The organism is Pseudomonas sp. LAM2023 (assembly GCF_016620375.1).
Classification (GTDB): Bacteria; Pseudomonadota; Gammaproteobacteria; order Pseudomonadales; family Pseudomonadaceae; genus Aquipseudomonas; species Aquipseudomonas anuradhapurensis.
The window spans coordinates 270,668-287,789 of record NZ_JAENHV010000026.1; the positions used below are offsets into that span (position 1 = coordinate 270,668).

The 17,122-nt window shown below is 63.7% G+C and carries 16 protein-coding genes; 4 read left to right on the plus strand and 12 right to left on the minus strand.

Features of this window, described 5'->3' with window-relative positions:
* Positions 1-6 precede the first annotated feature (6 nt).
* Positions 7-993, minus strand: a complete 987-nt coding sequence (locus JKP78_RS16185) for a DNA polymerase III subunit delta' (RefSeq protein ID WP_170034086.1) — start codon at positions 991-993, stop codon at positions 7-9.
* Between the two features lie 177 nt (positions 994-1,170).
* Here JKP78_RS16185 and JKP78_RS16190 point away from each other — a divergent pair, with 177 nt between their 5' ends.
* Positions 1,171-2,007, plus strand: a complete 837-nt coding sequence (locus tag JKP78_RS16190; protein ID WP_225931934.1) for a deoxynucleotide monophosphate kinase family protein — start codon at positions 1,171-1,173, stop codon at positions 2,005-2,007.
* A 114-nt stretch (positions 2,008-2,121) separates the two neighbouring features.
* Here the strand turns inward: JKP78_RS16190 and JKP78_RS16195 are convergent, their stop codons facing one another.
* Positions 2,122-3,909: an IlvD/Edd family dehydratase gene (locus JKP78_RS16195; protein ID WP_186689115.1), complete on the minus strand. Its 1,788-nt coding sequence runs from the start codon at positions 3,907-3,909 to the stop codon at positions 2,122-2,124.
* 97 nt (positions 3,910-4,006) lie between these two features.
* Entirely contained in the window at positions 4,007-5,209 is a 1,203-nt protein-coding gene (locus JKP78_RS16200; RefSeq protein ID WP_170028921.1) for a fumarylacetoacetate hydrolase family protein, read from the minus strand.
* Between the two features lie 114 nt (positions 5,210-5,323).
* Here JKP78_RS16200 and JKP78_RS16205 point away from each other — a divergent pair, with 114 nt between their 5' ends.
* The 3 genes from JKP78_RS16205 to JKP78_RS16215 all read left to right on the plus strand — a co-directional run bounded on the left by JKP78_RS16205 (position 5,324) and on the right by JKP78_RS16215 (position 9,417).
* A complete protein-coding gene (locus JKP78_RS16205) occupies positions 5,324-6,268 on the plus strand; it encodes a LysR family transcriptional regulator (protein ID WP_170028920.1) in 945 nt (314 codons plus the stop codon).
* A 101-nt stretch (positions 6,269-6,369) separates the two neighbouring features.
* A complete protein-coding gene (locus JKP78_RS16210; protein ID WP_186689113.1) occupies positions 6,370-7,953 on the plus strand; it encodes an aldehyde dehydrogenase (NADP(+)) in 1,584 nt (527 codons plus the stop codon).
* Between the two features lie 99 nt (positions 7,954-8,052).
* Entirely contained in the window at positions 8,053-9,417 is a 1,365-nt protein-coding gene (locus JKP78_RS16215) for an MFS transporter (protein ID WP_200627109.1), read from the plus strand.
* Positions 9,418-9,502: 85 nt separating this feature from the next.
* On the opposite strand, the gene mltG is transcribed toward JKP78_RS16215, so the two are convergent.
* The 9 genes from mltG to JKP78_RS16260 all read right to left on the minus strand — a co-directional run bounded on the left by mltG (position 9,503) and on the right by JKP78_RS16260 (position 17,064).
* The gene (mltG, locus tag JKP78_RS16220; protein ID WP_200626969.1) at positions 9,503-10,690 is read right to left on the minus strand and encodes an endolytic transglycosylase MltG; all 1,188 of its coding nucleotides are present in this window, start codon (positions 10,688-10,690) and stop codon (positions 9,503-9,505) included.
* A 4-nt stretch (positions 10,691-10,694) separates the two neighbouring features.
* Positions 10,695-11,510 carry an aminodeoxychorismate lyase gene (pabC, locus tag JKP78_RS16225; protein WP_186689107.1) on the minus strand — a complete coding sequence of 272 codons (816 nt, stop codon included), beginning with the start codon at positions 11,508-11,510 and terminating at the stop codon, positions 10,695-10,697.
* Positions 11,510-12,754, minus strand: coding sequence for a beta-ketoacyl-ACP synthase II (gene fabF, locus JKP78_RS16230; protein ID WP_170028915.1), 1,245 nt, complete (start codon positions 12,752-12,754; stop codon positions 11,510-11,512). The genes pabC and fabF overlap by 1 nt, the downstream gene beginning before the upstream one ends.
* Positions 12,755-12,940: 186 nt before the next feature.
* The gene (gene acpP / locus JKP78_RS16235; RefSeq protein ID WP_016715141.1) at positions 12,941-13,177 is read right to left on the minus strand and encodes an acyl carrier protein; all 237 of its coding nucleotides are present in this window, start codon (positions 13,175-13,177) and stop codon (positions 12,941-12,943) included.
* Positions 13,178-13,379: 202 nt separating this feature from the next.
* Entirely contained in the window at positions 13,380-14,120 is a 741-nt protein-coding gene (gene fabG, locus JKP78_RS16240; RefSeq protein ID WP_003247160.1) for a 3-oxoacyl-ACP reductase FabG, read from the minus strand.
* 15 nt (positions 14,121-14,135) lie between these two features.
* Positions 14,136-15,074 (minus strand): ACP S-malonyltransferase, encoded by a 939-nt coding sequence (gene fabD, locus JKP78_RS16245; RefSeq protein WP_200626970.1) that lies wholly within the window; start codon positions 15,072-15,074, stop codon positions 14,136-14,138.
* 252 nt (positions 15,075-15,326) lie between these two features.
* Positions 15,327-16,337: a phosphate acyltransferase PlsX gene (plsX, locus tag JKP78_RS16250; RefSeq protein ID WP_170028913.1), complete on the minus strand. Its 1,011-nt coding sequence runs from the start codon at positions 16,335-16,337 to the stop codon at positions 15,327-15,329.
* A gap of 3 nt (positions 16,338-16,340) precedes the next feature.
* Positions 16,341-16,523 (minus strand): 50S ribosomal protein L32, encoded by a 183-nt coding sequence (rpmF, locus tag JKP78_RS16255; protein WP_010223221.1) that lies wholly within the window; start codon positions 16,521-16,523, stop codon positions 16,341-16,343.
* 13 nt (positions 16,524-16,536) lie between these two features.
* Entirely contained in the window at positions 16,537-17,064 is a 528-nt protein-coding gene (locus JKP78_RS16260; protein WP_170028912.1) for a YceD family protein, read from the minus strand.
* Positions 17,065-17,122: the final 58 nt, after the last annotated feature.

The window sequence follows — 17,122 nt, forward strand, 5'->3', positions numbered from 1 at the left end:
TGAAAATCAGCGGGCGCCCGGCAACTGCAGCCAATGAGCCAGCAGCGATTCAAGCAACAGGGCGCGATTGAGGTTGGCCTTGCCCAGCACCTTCTGGCGTTGCTCCAGGAGCCACGCCTGTACCTCCAGTACCTTGGCCTGGCGGCTCTTCTGCGCCAGGTACTGCACCACCTTGCGCATATCGGCCAAGCCTAGCCCCTCCTCGTCCTGGGTCAATTGGTAGCGCAGGATCAAGTGCGCCCAATCGCAGAACCAGTCGAACAGCAGCAACAGCGGCACGTTGTTCCAGGCCTCGGCCAACTGGCTGGGCGATTGCTGCTGCTTGAGCAGCTTCTTCACCCCGTCGGTCACCAGCGCCCGCTGCTCGCGCACGCCCTGTGCCTGCAGGCTGACGGCCATCAACGGCGAACCGGCGGCCAACGTCAGCAACTCGTCACGCTCGGCCTCGTCACTGTCGGCCAGCGCGCCTGCCAGCCAGGCCCGACTCTGGGCCAGGCTGGGCTGCGGGCAGGCCACCTGCTGGCAGCGGCTCTTGATGGTCGGCAGCAAGCGACTGGGCTGATGGCTGACCAACAGCAGCACGGTATCACCGGAAGGCTCTTCGAGGCTCTTGAGCAAGGCGTTGGAAGCGTTGACGTTCATCGCCTCCACCGGCTCGATCAGCACCACCTTGCGCCCACCCAGCTGCGCCGTCTGCACCACGAAAGCCACCAGCTCGCGCACCTGGTCGACCTTGATCGGCTTGTCGGCTTCCTCGGGTTCGAGAACGAAGTTGTCCGGGTGGCTGCCGGCCTTGAGCAGCAGGCAGGACTTGCACCCGCCGCAGGCCTCCAGGCCCTGGGGCTGCTGGCACAGCAGGCGCGCCATCAGGCGCTCGGCCAGGGCCCGCTTGCCGATACCCTGCGGCCCGTGCAGCAGGTAGGCATGCGCGTGCTGGCTGCGGCCGGCCAGTTGTTGCCAGAGGGCCTGCTGCCAGGGGAAGACCTCAGCCACGGGTGCCAATACCGTCGCCAGGCAAACCGCGCCCGCCGCCTTGGCAGGCATGGGTGGCATCATGTTTTCGGGTTTCACCAAACGTAAACACTGTGGGTTACAATCCTTTCTCGAAAACGTAAACGCCCTTGAAGCCCAGTAAATACAGGAGTTCGGGCAGCAAACGGGGAGTACGACATGCGAACAATCATCGGCCTTGCAGCCCTGGCTCGGTCAGGTAAGGACACCGTAGCTTCGATGCTGCTGAGCTACCCGGGGGTTGCTGCCTACGCACTTGCCGATCCTCTCAAGCTTGGCTGCCAGGCGCTGTTTGGTCTCACCGAAGACGAGACATGGTGCGATGACATCAAGGAGCAGCCCATTGATCTGTGGGCTCGCTCTCCAAGAGAATTCTTCCAGACGGTTGGTACCGAATGGATGCGCAATCATAACCCAGACCACTGGCTGATCCGAGCGGAACGCGAAATCAATCCACCTGCGGCCGCACGGAGCGGTACGCGCAAGGCCGCACCTGCCAAGCCAAACCACACTCCATTTACCCTGGCCGCCCAAGCCATCTTTGATTTCACGGACGAGCAGCTGTCAGACCCGCAGCTGCTGGCCCGCCAGGACCCCACCTGGGGTCTTTCTCCCGCGCAAGCCATCGATCTGCTCAAACGCCACGCATACGCCTTGTACCCGGACTATGACACCCGTCGTGCCAAGCGCCCTCTCGAACAGCTGAAGCCGCGCAGCAAGATCCCTGCTGATGCCACGACCGTGATCTTCAAGGACATCCGCTTTGAAAACGAAGCCGCTTTTCTTCGCCACCACAACGGCCTGATCTGGCACATCGTTCGCCCAAACCTTCCGAAGGTGAACGCGCATTCATCTGAACACGGCATTGCCCAGGCACCCGGTGACCTGCTGATCACCAACGCGGGTTCTCTGGGTGACCTGCAGGCAGCTGTGCAGCACGCATGGCAGCAAAGCCAGCCCGCAAGGGCTTGTCAGAAGTCGCCTGCGAGGCAATGAACGAGATACCGAACCATCGCGACCCAGCCATGCCGGCAGCTGCACTGCAAATGGCTGCAGGGTGGACTGCCACCGTTGCTCGGCATGGAGGCAGCCCAAGCCCCGCAAGGCCACTCAATGGGAATGCCGCGGCATCCCCCCTTCACGGGCGATCACACGCATATGCAGCGTCGCCGGCTCCAGGCAGCCGCCGGTGGACAACTGCCCGACGAGTTGCCGATAGAGTTCCTGCCAGGGCGTCTGCGAGGCCGGGATGCTCGGCTTCCAGGCCGCACGTCGGCGTGCCACCTCTTCGTCGTCCACCAGCAGGTCGACCCGCCGCTGGTTGAGGTCCACGCGCAGCCAATCGTTGGTCTGCAGCAATGCCAGGCCGCCGCCCACCGCCGCCTCCGGCGACATGTTGAGGATCGAAGGGCTGGCCGAGGTGCCGCTCTGGCGGCCATCGCCCAGGCACGGCAGCGAGTCGATGCCTTTCTTGATCAGTGCCGCCGGCGGCGCCATGTTCACCACTTCGGCACTGCCTGGGTAACCCACGGTGCCGGCGCCACGAATCACCAGGATGCAACGCTCATCAATGTCCAGTGCGGGGTCGTCGATGCGCGCGTGGTAGTCCTCCGGCCCCTCGAACACGATGGCCCTGGCCTCGAAGCTGTTTTCCTTGCCCGGTTCGGCCAGGTAGGTCTTGCGGAAGGCTTCGCCCACCACCGACATCTTCATGATCGCGCTGTCGAAGAAATTGCCGCTGAGTACGATGAAGCCGGCGTTGTGCTTGAGTGGCGCATCGAACGGCAGGATGACCTCGCGATTGCTGGTGACTGCGTCGCGAACCACCTCGCCGATGGTCTTGCCGCTGACCGTCGCGCATTCCTCGTGCAGACGGCCGGCCTTGCGCAGTTCATGCATCACCGCCGGAACGCCGCCCGCGCGGTGGAAGCCTTCACCCAGGTATTTGCCCGCCGGCATGCAATTGACCAGCAGCGGCACGTTCTCACCGATGCGCTGCCAGTCGTCCAGCGACAGCTCGATGCCCATATGCCGGGCGATAGCGATCAGGTGCGGTGGACAGTTGCTCGAAGCGCCCAGGGCCGAAGCCACGGCGATGGCATTCTCGAACGCCTCGCGGGTCATGATCGACGACGGGCGCACGTCCTGCATCACCAGCTCGCAGATGCGCCGCCCGGTGGCGTAGGCCATCTGCCCGCGTTCGCGGTACGGCGCGGGGATGCTCGCGCAGCCTGGCAGCGACATGCCCAGGGCCTCGGCCAGGGCGTTCATCGACAGTGCCGTGCCCATGGTGTTGCAATGGCCGACCGACGGCGACGCGGCAGTGGTCATCTCCATGAAGCCTTCGTAGTCGATTGCGCCCGCGGCCATCAGGTTGCGCGCATGCCACAACACCGTGCCCGACCCGATCAGCTGGCCCTTGTGGTGGCCATCGAGCATCGGGCCGCCGGACAGCACGATGGCCGGCATGTCCGTGGTGGCAGCGGCCATCAGGCAGGCTGGGGTGGTCTTGTCACAGCCGGTGGTCAGTACCACGCCATCCAGCGGGTAGCCGTGGAGGATTTCCACCAAGCCCAGGTAGGCGAGGTTGCGGTCCAGCGCAGCGGTTGGCCGGCGGCTCTGCTCGGCGATCGGGTGCACCGGGAACTCCATGGGGATGCCGCCGGCATCGCGAATCCCCGCCTTGACCCGCTGGGCCAGTTCCAGGTGGTGGCGGTTGCAGGGCGTCAGGTCACTGCCGGTCTGGGCGATGCCGATGATCGGCCGTCCCGATTGCAGTTCGTCGCGGGTCAGGCCGTAGTTCATGTAGCGCTCGACGTACAACGCGGTCATGTCGGCGTGGCTCGGGTCGTCGAACCATTGCTGGCTGCGCAGCGGGCGTTTCGCGGTATCGGTCATGTCGTTCTCTCTTGTATTTATGGGTACCCGTCAGCGTTGCAACACGCTGGCATGTGCAGCGCAATGCACCACTGAGGCGCCGCTGCCAACCGCGTCATCAAGGGCGGTATTCCCCGACAGAGCGGTGCAGCAGCCCTCGGGCAGCCAGGTTGCGCATCAACGCGCCGAGGCCGAAGGTCCAGGGGCGGGCCTTGTCACTCGTGGTGACCTGGTTGTGCAACTGGCCCAGCAAGGGGCTGGCGATGCGCACCTGGTCGCCAGGCTTGTGGGTGAAACCCGCACCCGGCAGGTCACGGTCCTCGGTCGGGGCGAACAGCGTGCCGAGGAACAGCAGGAAACCGTCGGGGTACTGGTGGTTTTCATTGAGCGTTTGCCGGACCAGATCCTCTGGGTCGCGGCTGATCTGGTCCATCGAGCTGCTGCCGACCAGGCGGTAGCCGTCGCTGCCCACGACTTCCAGGTCGACCACGCAGCGGCGCACCGCGTCCAGGTCGAAGGTTTCGTCGAACAAACGAATGAACGGGCCCACCGCGCACGAGGCGTTGTTGTCCTTGGCCTTGCTCAGCAGCAGCGCGCTGCGCCCCTCGAAGTCGCGCAGGTTGACATCGTTGCCCAGGGTCGCGCCGTGGATGCGGCCGCGGCTGTCCACCGCCAGCACCACCTCGGGCTCGGGGTTGTTCCAGGCCGAATGCGGGTGCACGCCAATGGCGCTGCCACTGCCTACCGCGGCCAGCACCGGGGCCTTGGTGAACACCTCGGCATCCGGGCCGATGCCCACTTCCAGATACTGCGACCACATGCCCTGTTCGATCAACAGCGCCTTGAGCGCCATGGCCTGCGGTGAACCTGGGCGCACCGCCCGCAGGTTGTCGCCGATCGCCGAGCGCACCGTGGCACGCACGGCCTCGGCCTTGTTGGCATCGCCACCGGCCTGCTCTTCGATCACCCGCTCGATCATGCTGGCAGCGAAGGTCACGCCTGCCGCCTTGATTACCTGCAGGTCGACCGGTGCAAGCAGGTAGGGCTGGTTGCCGTCGAACGCTGCGCCGCTATTGCCCAACAAGGCTTCGACGCTGCCCAGGAAGCGGCCCGGGGTGCTGCGCACGGCCTGCACGGGGTCTTCGCATTCGAGCAGTTGGCTAAGGGTGGCGAAACGCTCGGAGAGATCGAACACGCCGTCGGTGCGCAAGGTGATCAGCGAAGGGCCCCCAGGTTCGCCGGGGGTCCAGGCGCGACCGATCAGGGTGCCGGTCAGGCCATCCTCGGGCAGGGTATTGGCGGGGGTGAGCGTCATTGGCATGGCATCAAATCTCTCGGCACAGGAAAACTGCACGCTAGGCATGCCAGGCGATAAACTCCAATGGCATCTTTTCACTATTCGATAACACTGGGTTATTGCAACAAGGTGGATCACATGTCGGACCTGTCTTTCTCCCACGTCTGCAACTGGCTCAAGTTCCGCCACCTGTTGCTGATTGACACGCTTGGGCGCACCCACAACATGCACCTGGCGGCGCAGCAGATGAACCTCACCCAGCCGGCGATCAGCAAGATGCTCAAGGAAATCGAGAATTTGCTCGGTTTCGCCCTGTTCGACCGCCTGCCACGCAGCATGCCACCCACCGCGTTGGGCGAGCAGGTATTGCGCTATGCCCAGGTCGCCCTGAACGATGCGCGCAACTTCGTCGATCAGATCGACAGCCTGCGCCAAGGGGGGCACGGCCATTTGAAGGTGGGCGGCATCTTTGCTGCCACCGCCGTGGCGCTGCCGGATGCCATCGTCGAGATCAAGCAGCGCAAGCCATTGCTGTCGATCGAGGTGGTGGAGCAGACCAGCGATCACCTGATGGCCATGCTCGAGGACAAGATCCTGCACCTGGCCGTGGCCCGCTTCACCGACGTGTCGCAGCACCAGCGCTTCGACTTCCAGCCACTGGCGCCAGAACCCTTCTGCTTCGTGGTCAATGACCAGCACCCATTGAGCAATGCCGGGCCTGTGACCTTGCCGCAGCTGCTGGAGTGGCCGTGGATTCTGTACCCCAAGGGCACGCCCATCCGCGGGCGCATGGAGCGGGCCTTCGCCCAGGCGGGCGTAGCGGTGCCGCGCAATACCATCGATACCATTTCCATGCAGACCTTCCTCAAGGTGCTTTTGGGCGGGCCAATGATCGGCATGCTGCCGCAGGCGATGGTCGAGCCGCACCTGGCCAGTGGCGTACTGGTCAACCTTGACACGCCACTGCACCTGACGCCCCAGGACTACGGCATTCTCACCCGCAAAGGCGAGCCCTTGAGCGGCGCGGCCTTGGAGTTCGCCGAGATTCTCCTGACACATGCGCGTCGCGTTTCGGAGGATTGATAACCTTCCGTTATCGGATGATCCCTAAAAGCCATTGGGCAAGAATCACTGAGCCACCTAGATTAGCGCCCCATGTCTTCCGTAACGCCGAGGAATCATCCATGACGCTACACGCAGGCCAACAATTCATCGGCGGGAGCCGCCGCGCTACTGGCCAGGCGACCCTCTACAGCATCGATGCGCGCACCGGACAGGCGCTGCCCGGTGCGTTTTATCAAGCCACTGAACAGGAGGTGGACGCCGCTGCCCGTGCGGCGGCTGCAGCCTATCCAGTCTACCGGGCGCTGCCCGCCGAGCGGCGCGCCGAGTTCCTCGATGCGATCGCCGAGGCACTGGATGGCTTGGGGGATGACTTCATCGAAACCGTATGCCGTGAAACGGCCTTGCCGCCAGCGCGTATCCAGGGCGAGCGGGCGCGCACCAGCGGCCAGCTGAGGCTGTTCGCCACGGTACTGCGCCGAGGTGATTTCACCGGCGCTCGCATTGATCGTGCACAACCCGAGCGTCTGCCCCTGCCGCGCCTGGACATCCGCCAATGCCGCATGGGCCTGGGGCCGGTCGCCGTCTTTGGCGCCAGCAACTTCCCCTTGGCATTCTCGACGGCCGGTGGCGACACCGCCGCAGCGTTGGCCGCTGGCTGCCCAGTGGTGTTCAAGGCACACAGCGGCCACATGGCCACGGCGCAATGGGTGGCCGAGGCCATCGTCGGCGCCGCTGAGCGCTGCGCGATGCCGGCTGGTGTATTCAACATGGTGTTTGGCGGCAGGGTCGGCGAGGCGCTGGTCAGGCACCCGGACATTCAGGCCGTTGGTTTCACCGGCTCGCTCAAGGGCGGACGGGCCTTGTGCGATATGGCCGCGGCGCGACCTCGGCCTATTCCGGTATTCGCCGAAATGAGCAGTATCAACCCGGTACTGGTCCTGCCCCAGGCACTGGCGATTCGCGGCGAGGCCGTGGCGCGTGAACTGACGGCTTCGGTGGTATTGGGGTGTGGACAGTTCTGCACCAATCCTGGCTTGGTGCTGGGGGTACGCTCAGCGCAGTTCAGCGCCTTCGTCGAGCACTTGAGCGCACAGATGGCCGAACAGGCGCCGCAAACCATGCTCAACGCCGGCACCCTGGCCAGCTACGCCCAGGGTGTGGCCACCCTCAAGGCGCGGGCCGGCATCCGCCTGCTTGCCGGGGCCGAGCAGCAGGGTAATCAGGCCTGGCCGCAACTGTTCCAGGCCGATGCGAAATTGCTGCTGGACGGTGAACCGCTGCTGCAGGAAGAAATCTTCGGCCCGGCCACGGTGGTGGTTGAACTGGCTGATCAAGAGCAGCTGGTCGCAGCGTTGCACGCACTTGGCGGCCAACTGACCGCCACGCTGATTGGCGAGCCCGGCGACCTGGCGCAAGCCGCGTCTTTGGTAACGGTGCTTGAACAGAAGGTTGGCCGGGTGCTGGTCAACGGTTACCCGACTGGCGTCGAGGTATGCGAGGCGATGGTTCATGGTGGCCCGTATCCGGCCACCTCGGATAGCCGTGGCACCTCGGTCGGCACGCTGGCGATAGAGCGCTTCCTGCGTCCGGTGTGCTACCAGAATTTTCCCGACGCACTGCTTCCCGAGGCACTGCGCGACGCCAACCCACTGAGGCTGCTGAGACTGGTCGATGGCCAGCCCACCCGCGAACCGATTCACTGAACACTGTTACTCACAGGCGCAACACCACCGGGTGCGGTCGTGCCCGGTGCTCTTTCAATAACAACAATCAGGCATGCACGACATGCCAAGAGGCTGGTTATGGATCATCAAGTTGTCGACCCCGTGCGCGATCAGGCTTTCGAGGATCGCACCTATCGCAAAGTAATCGTCCGCATCCTGCCGGTCCTGTTGCTGTGTTACATGGCTGCCTATCTCGACCGGGTGAATATCGGGTTCGCGAAACTGAGCATGCTGGAGGATCTGCAATTCAGTAATACCGTCTATGCCCTCGGCGCCAGCGTTTTCTTCTGGGGCTATTTTCTGTTTGAGGTCCCGAGCAACCTGCTGCTGCATCGATACGGCGCCCGGTTCTGGATTGCCCGCATCATGCTGAGCTGGGCCATCGTCTCCATGGCTGTCGCGTTTACCCAACCCCTCGCCTCGTTCTTCCACGTCGAGTCCAGCACAATGTTCTACGTGCTGCGTTTCCTGCTCGGCATCTGTGAGGCCGGCTTCTTCCCAGGCGTGATTCTTTACCTCAACTACTGGTTCCCCACCCATCGCCAAAGCCGAGTGATGTCTGGGTTCCTGATGGCACTGCCTGTCAGCCTGACGCTAGGCGGTATCTTGTCGGGGTGGCTGATGGCCAGCATGGACGGCTGGCACGGTATGGCCGGCTGGCAGTGGATGCTGCTGATCGAGGGCGTACCATCGCTGGTCATGGCGGCAATCGTTTTTGGCTGCTTGTGCGACAACATCGACAAGGCTGCCTGGTTGTCCCAGCAAGAAAAGGAACTGCTCAAGGCCAACCTGAAGCAAGATGCGCACGGCAAGGTTTCGCGCCTGAAGGATGCCTTCTTCAGCCCACGAGTCTGGCTGCTGGTATTCATCCTGCTGACCTTCAACACAGGCTTCTATGGCCTGGCCTTCTGGATGCCATCGATCATCAAGAGTGCGGGAGTGACCAGCAGCCTGGAAATCGGCTTGCTGACCGCCATCCCCTATGGCGTGGCGGTAATTGCCATGTTCCTCAACGCACGCCACTCCAACCGCACTGGCGAACGGCGGCTGCATGCTGCGATCCCGGCGTTCATCGGTGGCTGCGGACTGATCCTCAGTGCAGCCTTCGCACATGACGTCGTGCTTTCAATCCTGTTCCTGACCGTCGCTGCATCAGGGGTGCTCAGCCTGATGCCTATCTTCTGGACGCTGCCGGGCACAGTGCTCTCAGGTGTCGCTGCTGCGGCTGGCATTGGCATGATCAACGCTTTCGGCAACCTGTCCGGTTTCACCGGTTCGATGATCACAGCCGTGGCAGAGAACCTCACCGGCGACATCAACAACGGCACCTATGTGCTAGGCCTGTGCCTGTTCATCAGCGGCGCACTGGTCATGGCGATCCCGGCGGTGATGCTGAAGCGGCCCGACGCGCAGCCCCGCGCGCAGTTGCTGGAGGTAGCATGAGCGAAGGCGCAAGCCTGCGCCAGGCGCTGCCGATGTCGGCGCTCGACGAGCGCGAACATCGGCTCGCCTGGCACACCGGCAGCCCTCAAGGTTGTTCGTCAGGCTTCGGCCGTTCGGCTGCTTGCGCGCCGCCGACCGGGGCGCCCTGCACAGGCGGTTGATCGGGCGCGGGCTGCTCGGCCGGCTCATCCGCCGCTGGCGCGTCAGGTGACGCGCCCGCGTTGGCCCCCGGCTGGGGCTGTGGCGCGGGGCTGGAGCGGTAGTCCGCACGGCGCTTGAGCTGGAATTCGCGCACCGCCGAGTTGTGGTCGTCGAGGTCGTCGGAAAACACATGGCTGCCATCGCCACGGGCGACGAAGTACAGGCTGGTGCCATCCGACGGGTTGAGCGCCGCATGAATCGCCTCGCGGCCGACCATGGCAATCGGCGTCGGCGGCAACCCGGTCATGGTGTAGGTGTTGTACGGCGTCGGCTCGCGCAGGTCGGCACGCGTGATCTTGCCGTTGTAGCGCTCACCCATGCCGTAGATCACCGTCGGGTCGGTCTGCAGCATCATGCCCAGGCGCAGGCGCCGCACGAAGACCCCGGCGATCTGCCCGCGCTCCTGGGGAATACCGGTTTCCTTCTCCACCAGCGAGGCCATGATCAGCGCCTGGTACGGGTCGCGGTACGGCAGGTCGGTGGCGCGCTCCGCCCACTCCTTGGCCAGCACTTCATCCAGGCGCATGTACGCCTGCTGCAGCAGCTCGACGTCGCTCATGCCCCGCACGAAGCGGTAGGTGTCGGGGAAGAAGCGCCCTTCGGGGAACACACCGGTATGGCCGAGCTTGTCCATCACCTCTGCATCCGACAGGCCGTCCAGGGTGTGCTTGAGCTTTTCATGCCTGGCCACGGCAGCCCGCACCTGGCGGAAGGTCCAGCCCTCGACCAGGGTGAGGTTGTACTGCACCACGTCGGCCCGCCGCCAGGCATCGAACAGCTGCTCGACGGTCATGCCGGGGGTCAGGCGGTACTCGCCGGTGTGCAGGGGCGTACCGGCCATATTGAACCGCCAGTACAGGCGCAACCAGACAGCGTCGTCCAGCAACCCTTCGTTCTGCATGCGATAGAACATGCGGTTGGGGTTGGTGCCATTGGGCACGTCGAGCAGGCGTTCCTGCGTCACGTGCAAGGGCTGCTGCAGGACCGAGTTGACCTTCCAGGCCGACCAGCCAACGGCCAGGCCGGCAAGGATCAAGCTCATTTCCAGCAGCAGCAGGAATTTGCGTCTCACGAATTCAGGTTTCCAGTAACGTACGGGCAACGGCCTGCAGTTTACGGGTGAGCGGGCCCGGCGACCAGTTTAGCGCGGCGATGCCACGCACGGGCCAGACACCGTAGACACTATTGCAAACAAATACTTCATCGGCCTGTTCCAGCGCCTCGAACGGCAGGTCGCATACCTGCAGCGGGATGCCCTGCAGCGCCGCCTGTTGCAGCAACGCCGCGCGCATCACGCCAGCGACGCCGCAACGGCTGAGGTCAGCCGTGAACAGCTTGCTGTCGCGCACCAGGAACAGATTGCTGAACACCCCTTCGATCAGCCTGCCCTGCCCATCGCGCATCAGCCCTTCGGCATGTTCGCTGTCCTGCCATTCGGCACGGGCCAGCACCTGCTCCAGGCGGTTGAGGTGCTTCAGCCCGGCCAGCAGGGGTTGCTCGCCAAGCCGGGTCTGGCACAGGAACAGCCGCACGCCGCGCTCGGCATGTTCGACAGGATAGCTGGGTAACGGGCCGCCCTGCAGGATACGTCGCGGCATGGCACCGGCAACCGGCGCATAGCCGCGCTGGCTGTCACCACGGGTAATGATGAGTTTGGCAACGCCATCACCGAGCTGGCTGGCATAGCGCAGGAGTTCGTCGCGCACCAGTGCCAGGTCGGCATCGATCGCCAGGCGCTGGCAACCCAGCGCCAGGCGGGCGAGGTGGCCGTCCAGCAGGCTGGGCCGGCCGCCACGCACGGCGATGGTCTCGAACAGGCCATCGCCGTAGGCCAGACCGCGGTTCTGCAGGTTGACTGCAGCCGCTGGCTGGCCGTCGATCCAGCTGTGCATCAACCGGCGAACCGGCGGAACACCAGCGAACCGTTGGTACCGCCGAAACCGAACGAGTTGGACAGCACCACGTCGATCGGCATGCTGCGCGCCTGGTGCGGCACGAAGTCGAGGTCGCAACCTTCGTCCGGCTCGTCCAGGTTGATGGTAGGCGGCGCCATCTGGCTGTTGATGGCCAGGACGCTGAAGATCGCTTCCACCGCACCGGCAGCGCCCAGCAGGTGGCCGGTCATCGACTTGGTCGAGCTGACCGCCAGCTTGTAGGCATGCTCGCCGAACACGCGCTTGATCGCTGCGACTTCAGCGATGTCGCCCGCCGGGGTCGAGGTGCCATGGGCGTTGATGTAGCTGACCTCTTCCGGCTGGATGCCGGCATCGCGCAGGGCGTTGGCCATGCAGCGGGCAGCGCCTTCGCCGGTGTCGGGCGGCGACGTCATGTGGTAGGCATCACCGCTCATGCCGAAGCCGACCAGCTCGGCATAGATGGTGGCACCGCGCGCCTTGGCGTGCTCCAGCTCTTCAAGCACCAGGGCACCAGCACCATCGGACAGCACGAAGCCGTCACGGCCCTTGTCCCACGGACGGCTGGCCCGGCTTGGCTCGTCGTTGCGGGTGGACAGCGCACGCGAGGCACCGAAACCGCCCATGCCCAGGCCGCAGGCAGCCATTTCGGCGCCACCGGCGATCATCACGTCAGCTTCACCGTAGGCGATGTTGCGCGCGGCCATGCCGATGCAGTGGGTGCCGGTGGTGCATGCCGTGGCGATGGCATAGTTAGGCCCCTGCAGGCCCAGGTGAATCGACAGGAAGCCGGAGATCATGTTGATGATCGAGCCCGGCACGAAGAACGGCGAAATGCGACGCGGCCCCGAATCGTGCAGGGTGCGGCTGGTTTCTTCGATGTTGGTCAGGCCGCCGATACCCGAGCCCATGGCCACGCCAATCCGCTCGCGGTTGGCGTCGGTGACTTCCAGGCCGGCATTGCGCACCGCCTGGAAACCGGCCGCCAGGCCGTACTGGATGAACAGGTCGAGCTTGCGGGCCTCCTTGGCCGACAGGTATTGCTCGACCTCGAAGCCTTTCACCGAGCCGCCAAAACGGGTGGAGTAGGCAGACAGGTCCGTATGCTCGATCGGACCGATGCCACTGCGGCCAGCCAGAATGCCCTGCCAGGTGCTCGGTACATCGGTACCCAGTGGCGATAGCATACCCATACCGGTGACCACGACGCGTCTACGCGACACAGTACTCTCCTTTTCTAATAACAGAGTCTCTTGCCATTGCATTCAAGCGCAGGAATGAAATGGCAACAGGCTCTTGGTACGCGGTGAACGAGGCAGCCTGGAAAATACGGGCGCTCGCAAAGAAAAAACCGCACGCCGGCGAAGGCAGTGCGGTTTTCCCCGACAAGTAGCGTCGACTAGAGCGTCTTAGGCCTGGTGGGCTTTGACGTAGTCTACGGCAGCTTGAACGGTAGTGATCTTCTCGGCTTCTTCGTCAGGGATTTCGGTCTCGAATTCCTCTTCCAGAGCCATCACCAGCTCAACGGTGTCAAGCGAATCGGCACCCAGGTCATCGACGAAGGACTTCTCGAGAGTCACTTCCTCTTCCTTGACGCCCAGTTGCTCGGCGACGATTTTCTTGACGCGTTCTTCGATGTTGCTCATACCTAGGTTTACTCCTAATGGATATATGTCAGGCAGCTGGCCGGTGGCTAATTTTATAGAAAGACGTTCGCTTTTCAAGCTAAACGCACTTTCAGGCCAGTCACCGTACCCACTGCCTGGAATCTGGTTGCAGCTTTATAACGGATTTTAGGCTCGCAGTATGACTCTTTTTTTACGAAATCCGTCACATTGAGTTGCTGTGTTACATGTACATCCCGCCGTTGACCGGCACGGTAGCGCCGGTGACGTAGGCTGCGCCGTCGGATGCCAGGAACGAAACCACCTTGGCGATTTCGTCGGCCTGGCCCAGGCGGCCCAGCGGGATCTGGGTCTGCAACGCTTCACGCTGCGCTTCCGGCAGTTCGCGGGTCATGTCGGTGTCGATGAAGCCCGGGGTCACCGAGTTGACGGTGATACCGCGCGAGCCCACTTCACGCGCCAGGGCGCGGCTGAAACCTTCGAGGCCCGCCTTGGCGGCCGCGTAGTTGGCCTGGCCGGCGTTACCCATGGCACCGACGACCGAGCCGATGCTGATGATACGACCCCAACGCGCCTTGGTCATGCCACGCAGCACGCCCTTGGACAGACGGTAGAGGCTGTTCAGGTTGGTGTCGATCACGTCGAACCACTCGTCGTCCTTCATGCGCAGCATGAGGTTGTCACGGGTGATACCGGCGTTGTTGACCAGGATGGCGGGGGCGCCGAACTGCTCGCCGATGGCGGCCAGCACAGCCTCGACCGATTCGGCGCTGGTCACGTTCAGCTCCATGCCGGTGCCGGTGATGCCGTGCTCTTTCAGGGTGGCGGCGATGCGCTCGGCGCCGGAAGCCGAAGTGGCGGTACCGATCACGGTCGCGCCCTGGCGGCCCAGCTCGAGGGCGATGGCCTGGCCAATGCCACGGCTGGCGCCGGTGACCAGTGCAACTTTACCTTGCAGGCTCATGCAAGCTTCTCCAAATCAGGCCAGCGCCGCACGGGTGGCGGCGACGGCGTCAGGGGTATTGAGGTTGTAGGTGGTGACACCATCGGCGCAACGCTTGTTCAGGCCGGCCAGCACCTTGCCTGGGCCGCACTCGACCAGGTTGACGGCACCGTTCGCCGCCAGGGTCTGCACGCATTCGACCCAGCGCACCGGCTGGTACAGCTGCGCCAGCAGGTCCTGCTTGAGGGCGTCGAGGTCAGCGGCGACGGCGGCGGTGACGTTCTGCACCACCGGAATCTGCGGGGCCTTCCACTCGATGGCGTTGACCGAGTCGGCAAAGCGCTCGGCAGCCGGCTTCATCAGCGCGCAGTGCGACGGCACGCTGACCGCCAGCGGCAGGGCGCGCTTGGCACCCTTGGCCTTGCACAGCTCCATGGCACGGTCTACCGCGGCCTTGTTGCCGGCGATGACCACCTGGCCTGGCGAGTTGAAGTTGACCGCGCTGACCACCTGGTCTTCAGCCGCTTCGGCGCAGATTGCAACCACCACGTCGTCATCCAGGCCGAGAATGGCAGCCATGGCACCATGGCCGGCCGGCACGGCTTCCTGCATCAGCTGGCCACGGCGTTCGACCAGGCGTACGGCGTCCTTCAAGCTGATGCTGCCAGCGGCAACCAGGGCGCTGTACTCGCCCAGGCTATGACCGCAAACGAACGCCGGCCGCGCACCGCCCTCTTCCAGCCACAGGCGCCACAGCGCGACGGAGGCGGTGAGGATGGCCGGCTGGGTCTTGTCGGTCTGGTTGAGCTGTTCTTCCGGGCCTTGCTGGACCAGCTTCCACAGGTCGTAACCGAGCGCCTCGGAGGCTTCCTTGAAGGTCTCGATGATCACTGGCTTCTCGGCGCCGAGCTCGGCGAGCATGCCCAGCGACTGGGAACCTTGACCGGGAAAGACGAATGCGAGAGATGCAGACATTGAACAAGCCCTTATGATCTTGTCGTCGGATAGGGTGCGCCAGGCCCTGGGCCAGGCGCGGAATCTGAAAGCTTGGATGGAGACTCCACCTGAGCGGTCACATTTAAGCACTTCATCGGCGATATGCCTAAAGTCTTTGTTTACCTGTGTCGGCCCCTTCGCGGGCTTGCCCGCTCCCACAGACGCCCCACAATCTTCAGCCCTCTGGCAATCCTGCGGGAGCGGGCAAGCCCGCGAAGGGGGCCGACACAGCTACAGGAGCAAATCCTCCAACCGCCCATGCAAACGCTGCGGCAGGTTCTCCTGGATTTCGATCAACGCCCGCTGGATGGCACTCTGGAAGCCCTGCACGCCCGCCGAGCCATGGCTCTTGATGACGATGCCCTGCAACCCGAGGAAGCTCGCCCCATTGTGCCGCGCTGGCGCCAGGTCGGCCTGCAGACGCTTGAGCAGCGGCATCGCCATGGCCCCGGCCATCCGCGCCAACACGCCACCCTTGAACAACTGCTCGATGCGCGCACCGATCATCGTTGCCAGGCCCTCACTGGACTTGAGCAGGATGTTGCCGACGAAGCCGTCGCAAACCACCACGTCCGCCTCGCCACGATACAACCCATCGCCCTCGACGAAGCCCACATAGTTGAGCCCGCGAGCGTTCTGCAACAGGCTGGCCGCCAGCTTGACCTGCTGGTTGCCCTTGATGTCCTCGGTGCCGATGTTCAGCAGCGCCACGCGCGGCCTGTGCACGCCCAGGGCTTGCGCAGCCACCGAGCCCATCACGGCGAACTGGTAGAGGTTTTCCGCACTGCAGTCGACGTTGGCCCCCAGGTCGAGCAGCTGGCAATAGCCGGACTGGGTCGGGATCGCCGCCACCATGGCCGGCCGATCGATACCCGGCAGGGTCTTGAGCACGAACCGCGACAGCGCCATCAACGCACCAGTGTTGCCGGCACTGACACAGGCCTGCGCCTTGCCATCGCGCACCAGTTCGAGGGCGATGCGCATCGACGAGTCGGGCTTGCCACGCAGCGCCTGGGACGGCCGCTCATCCATGCCGACCACCTCGCTGGCGGCCACAATTTGCAGGCGCGCGCGATCCGCAGCCGCAAGGCCGCTGACAAGATCTTCAAGGAGGGAGGGTTGACCGACGAGGGTCAGGTGCAGCGAGGGAGTAGCCGAAAGGCAGGCAATGCTAGCCTGGACAATGCTGCGGGGACCGAAGTCCCCGCCCATTGCGTCGATCGCGATGATCTGAGCGGACAAGGATTACTCGTCAGCGCCCTTGTCGATCACTTTGCGACCACGGTATACGCCTTCTGGCGAAACGTGGTGACGCAGGTGTACTTCACCGGTGGTTTTCTCTACCGACAGCGCGTTTTCCGACAGGGCGTCGTGCGAACGGCGCATGTCACGGGCAGAGCGGGATTTTTTGTTCTGCTGAACAGCCATAATTGATTAACTCCTAAACGTTTGGGTCACGCTTTAACTGCGCCAAAACACTGAACGGGTTGGACCGCGATACCTCGTCCTTGCTCGATTCGGGCTCGTCTGCGCCCGCCGGCTGCTGGCATTCTTCCGGATGGTGAGCAGGCACGATCGGCAAGGCGAGCAGAAGCTCTTCCTCGATCAATGCCTGCAGATCCAATGGATCTTCGCCCAGTTCCAGCACGTCATAGCCTTTCGGCAACGACTGGGTATTCGCACCCTCCTTCACCACGGCGTATGTACATTCGCTGTGGATCGGCAGGGTGACCAGCTCAAGACAACGCTGGCAAACCATCTTGACCTCGACGTCCAGCTCGCTGTGGATAACCACTACGTGCTGTTCATCTCGTTCAAAATCGAACTTCGCCTGCACCGTACCGACATTGTCGGAAAGCGGGTCGCAGAGTCTTTCCAAATCAGCGAGTTGCAGCGAACCGTTGATGGTTACGCCGCGATCAGCCAATTTGCGCGGGTCAACGTGAGGTGGAATCGGGTCATTCAACATAGGCGCAGCATTCTAGGGATGCCCCCCGCCCCTGTCAAAGGAAATTCGGCGGCATCGT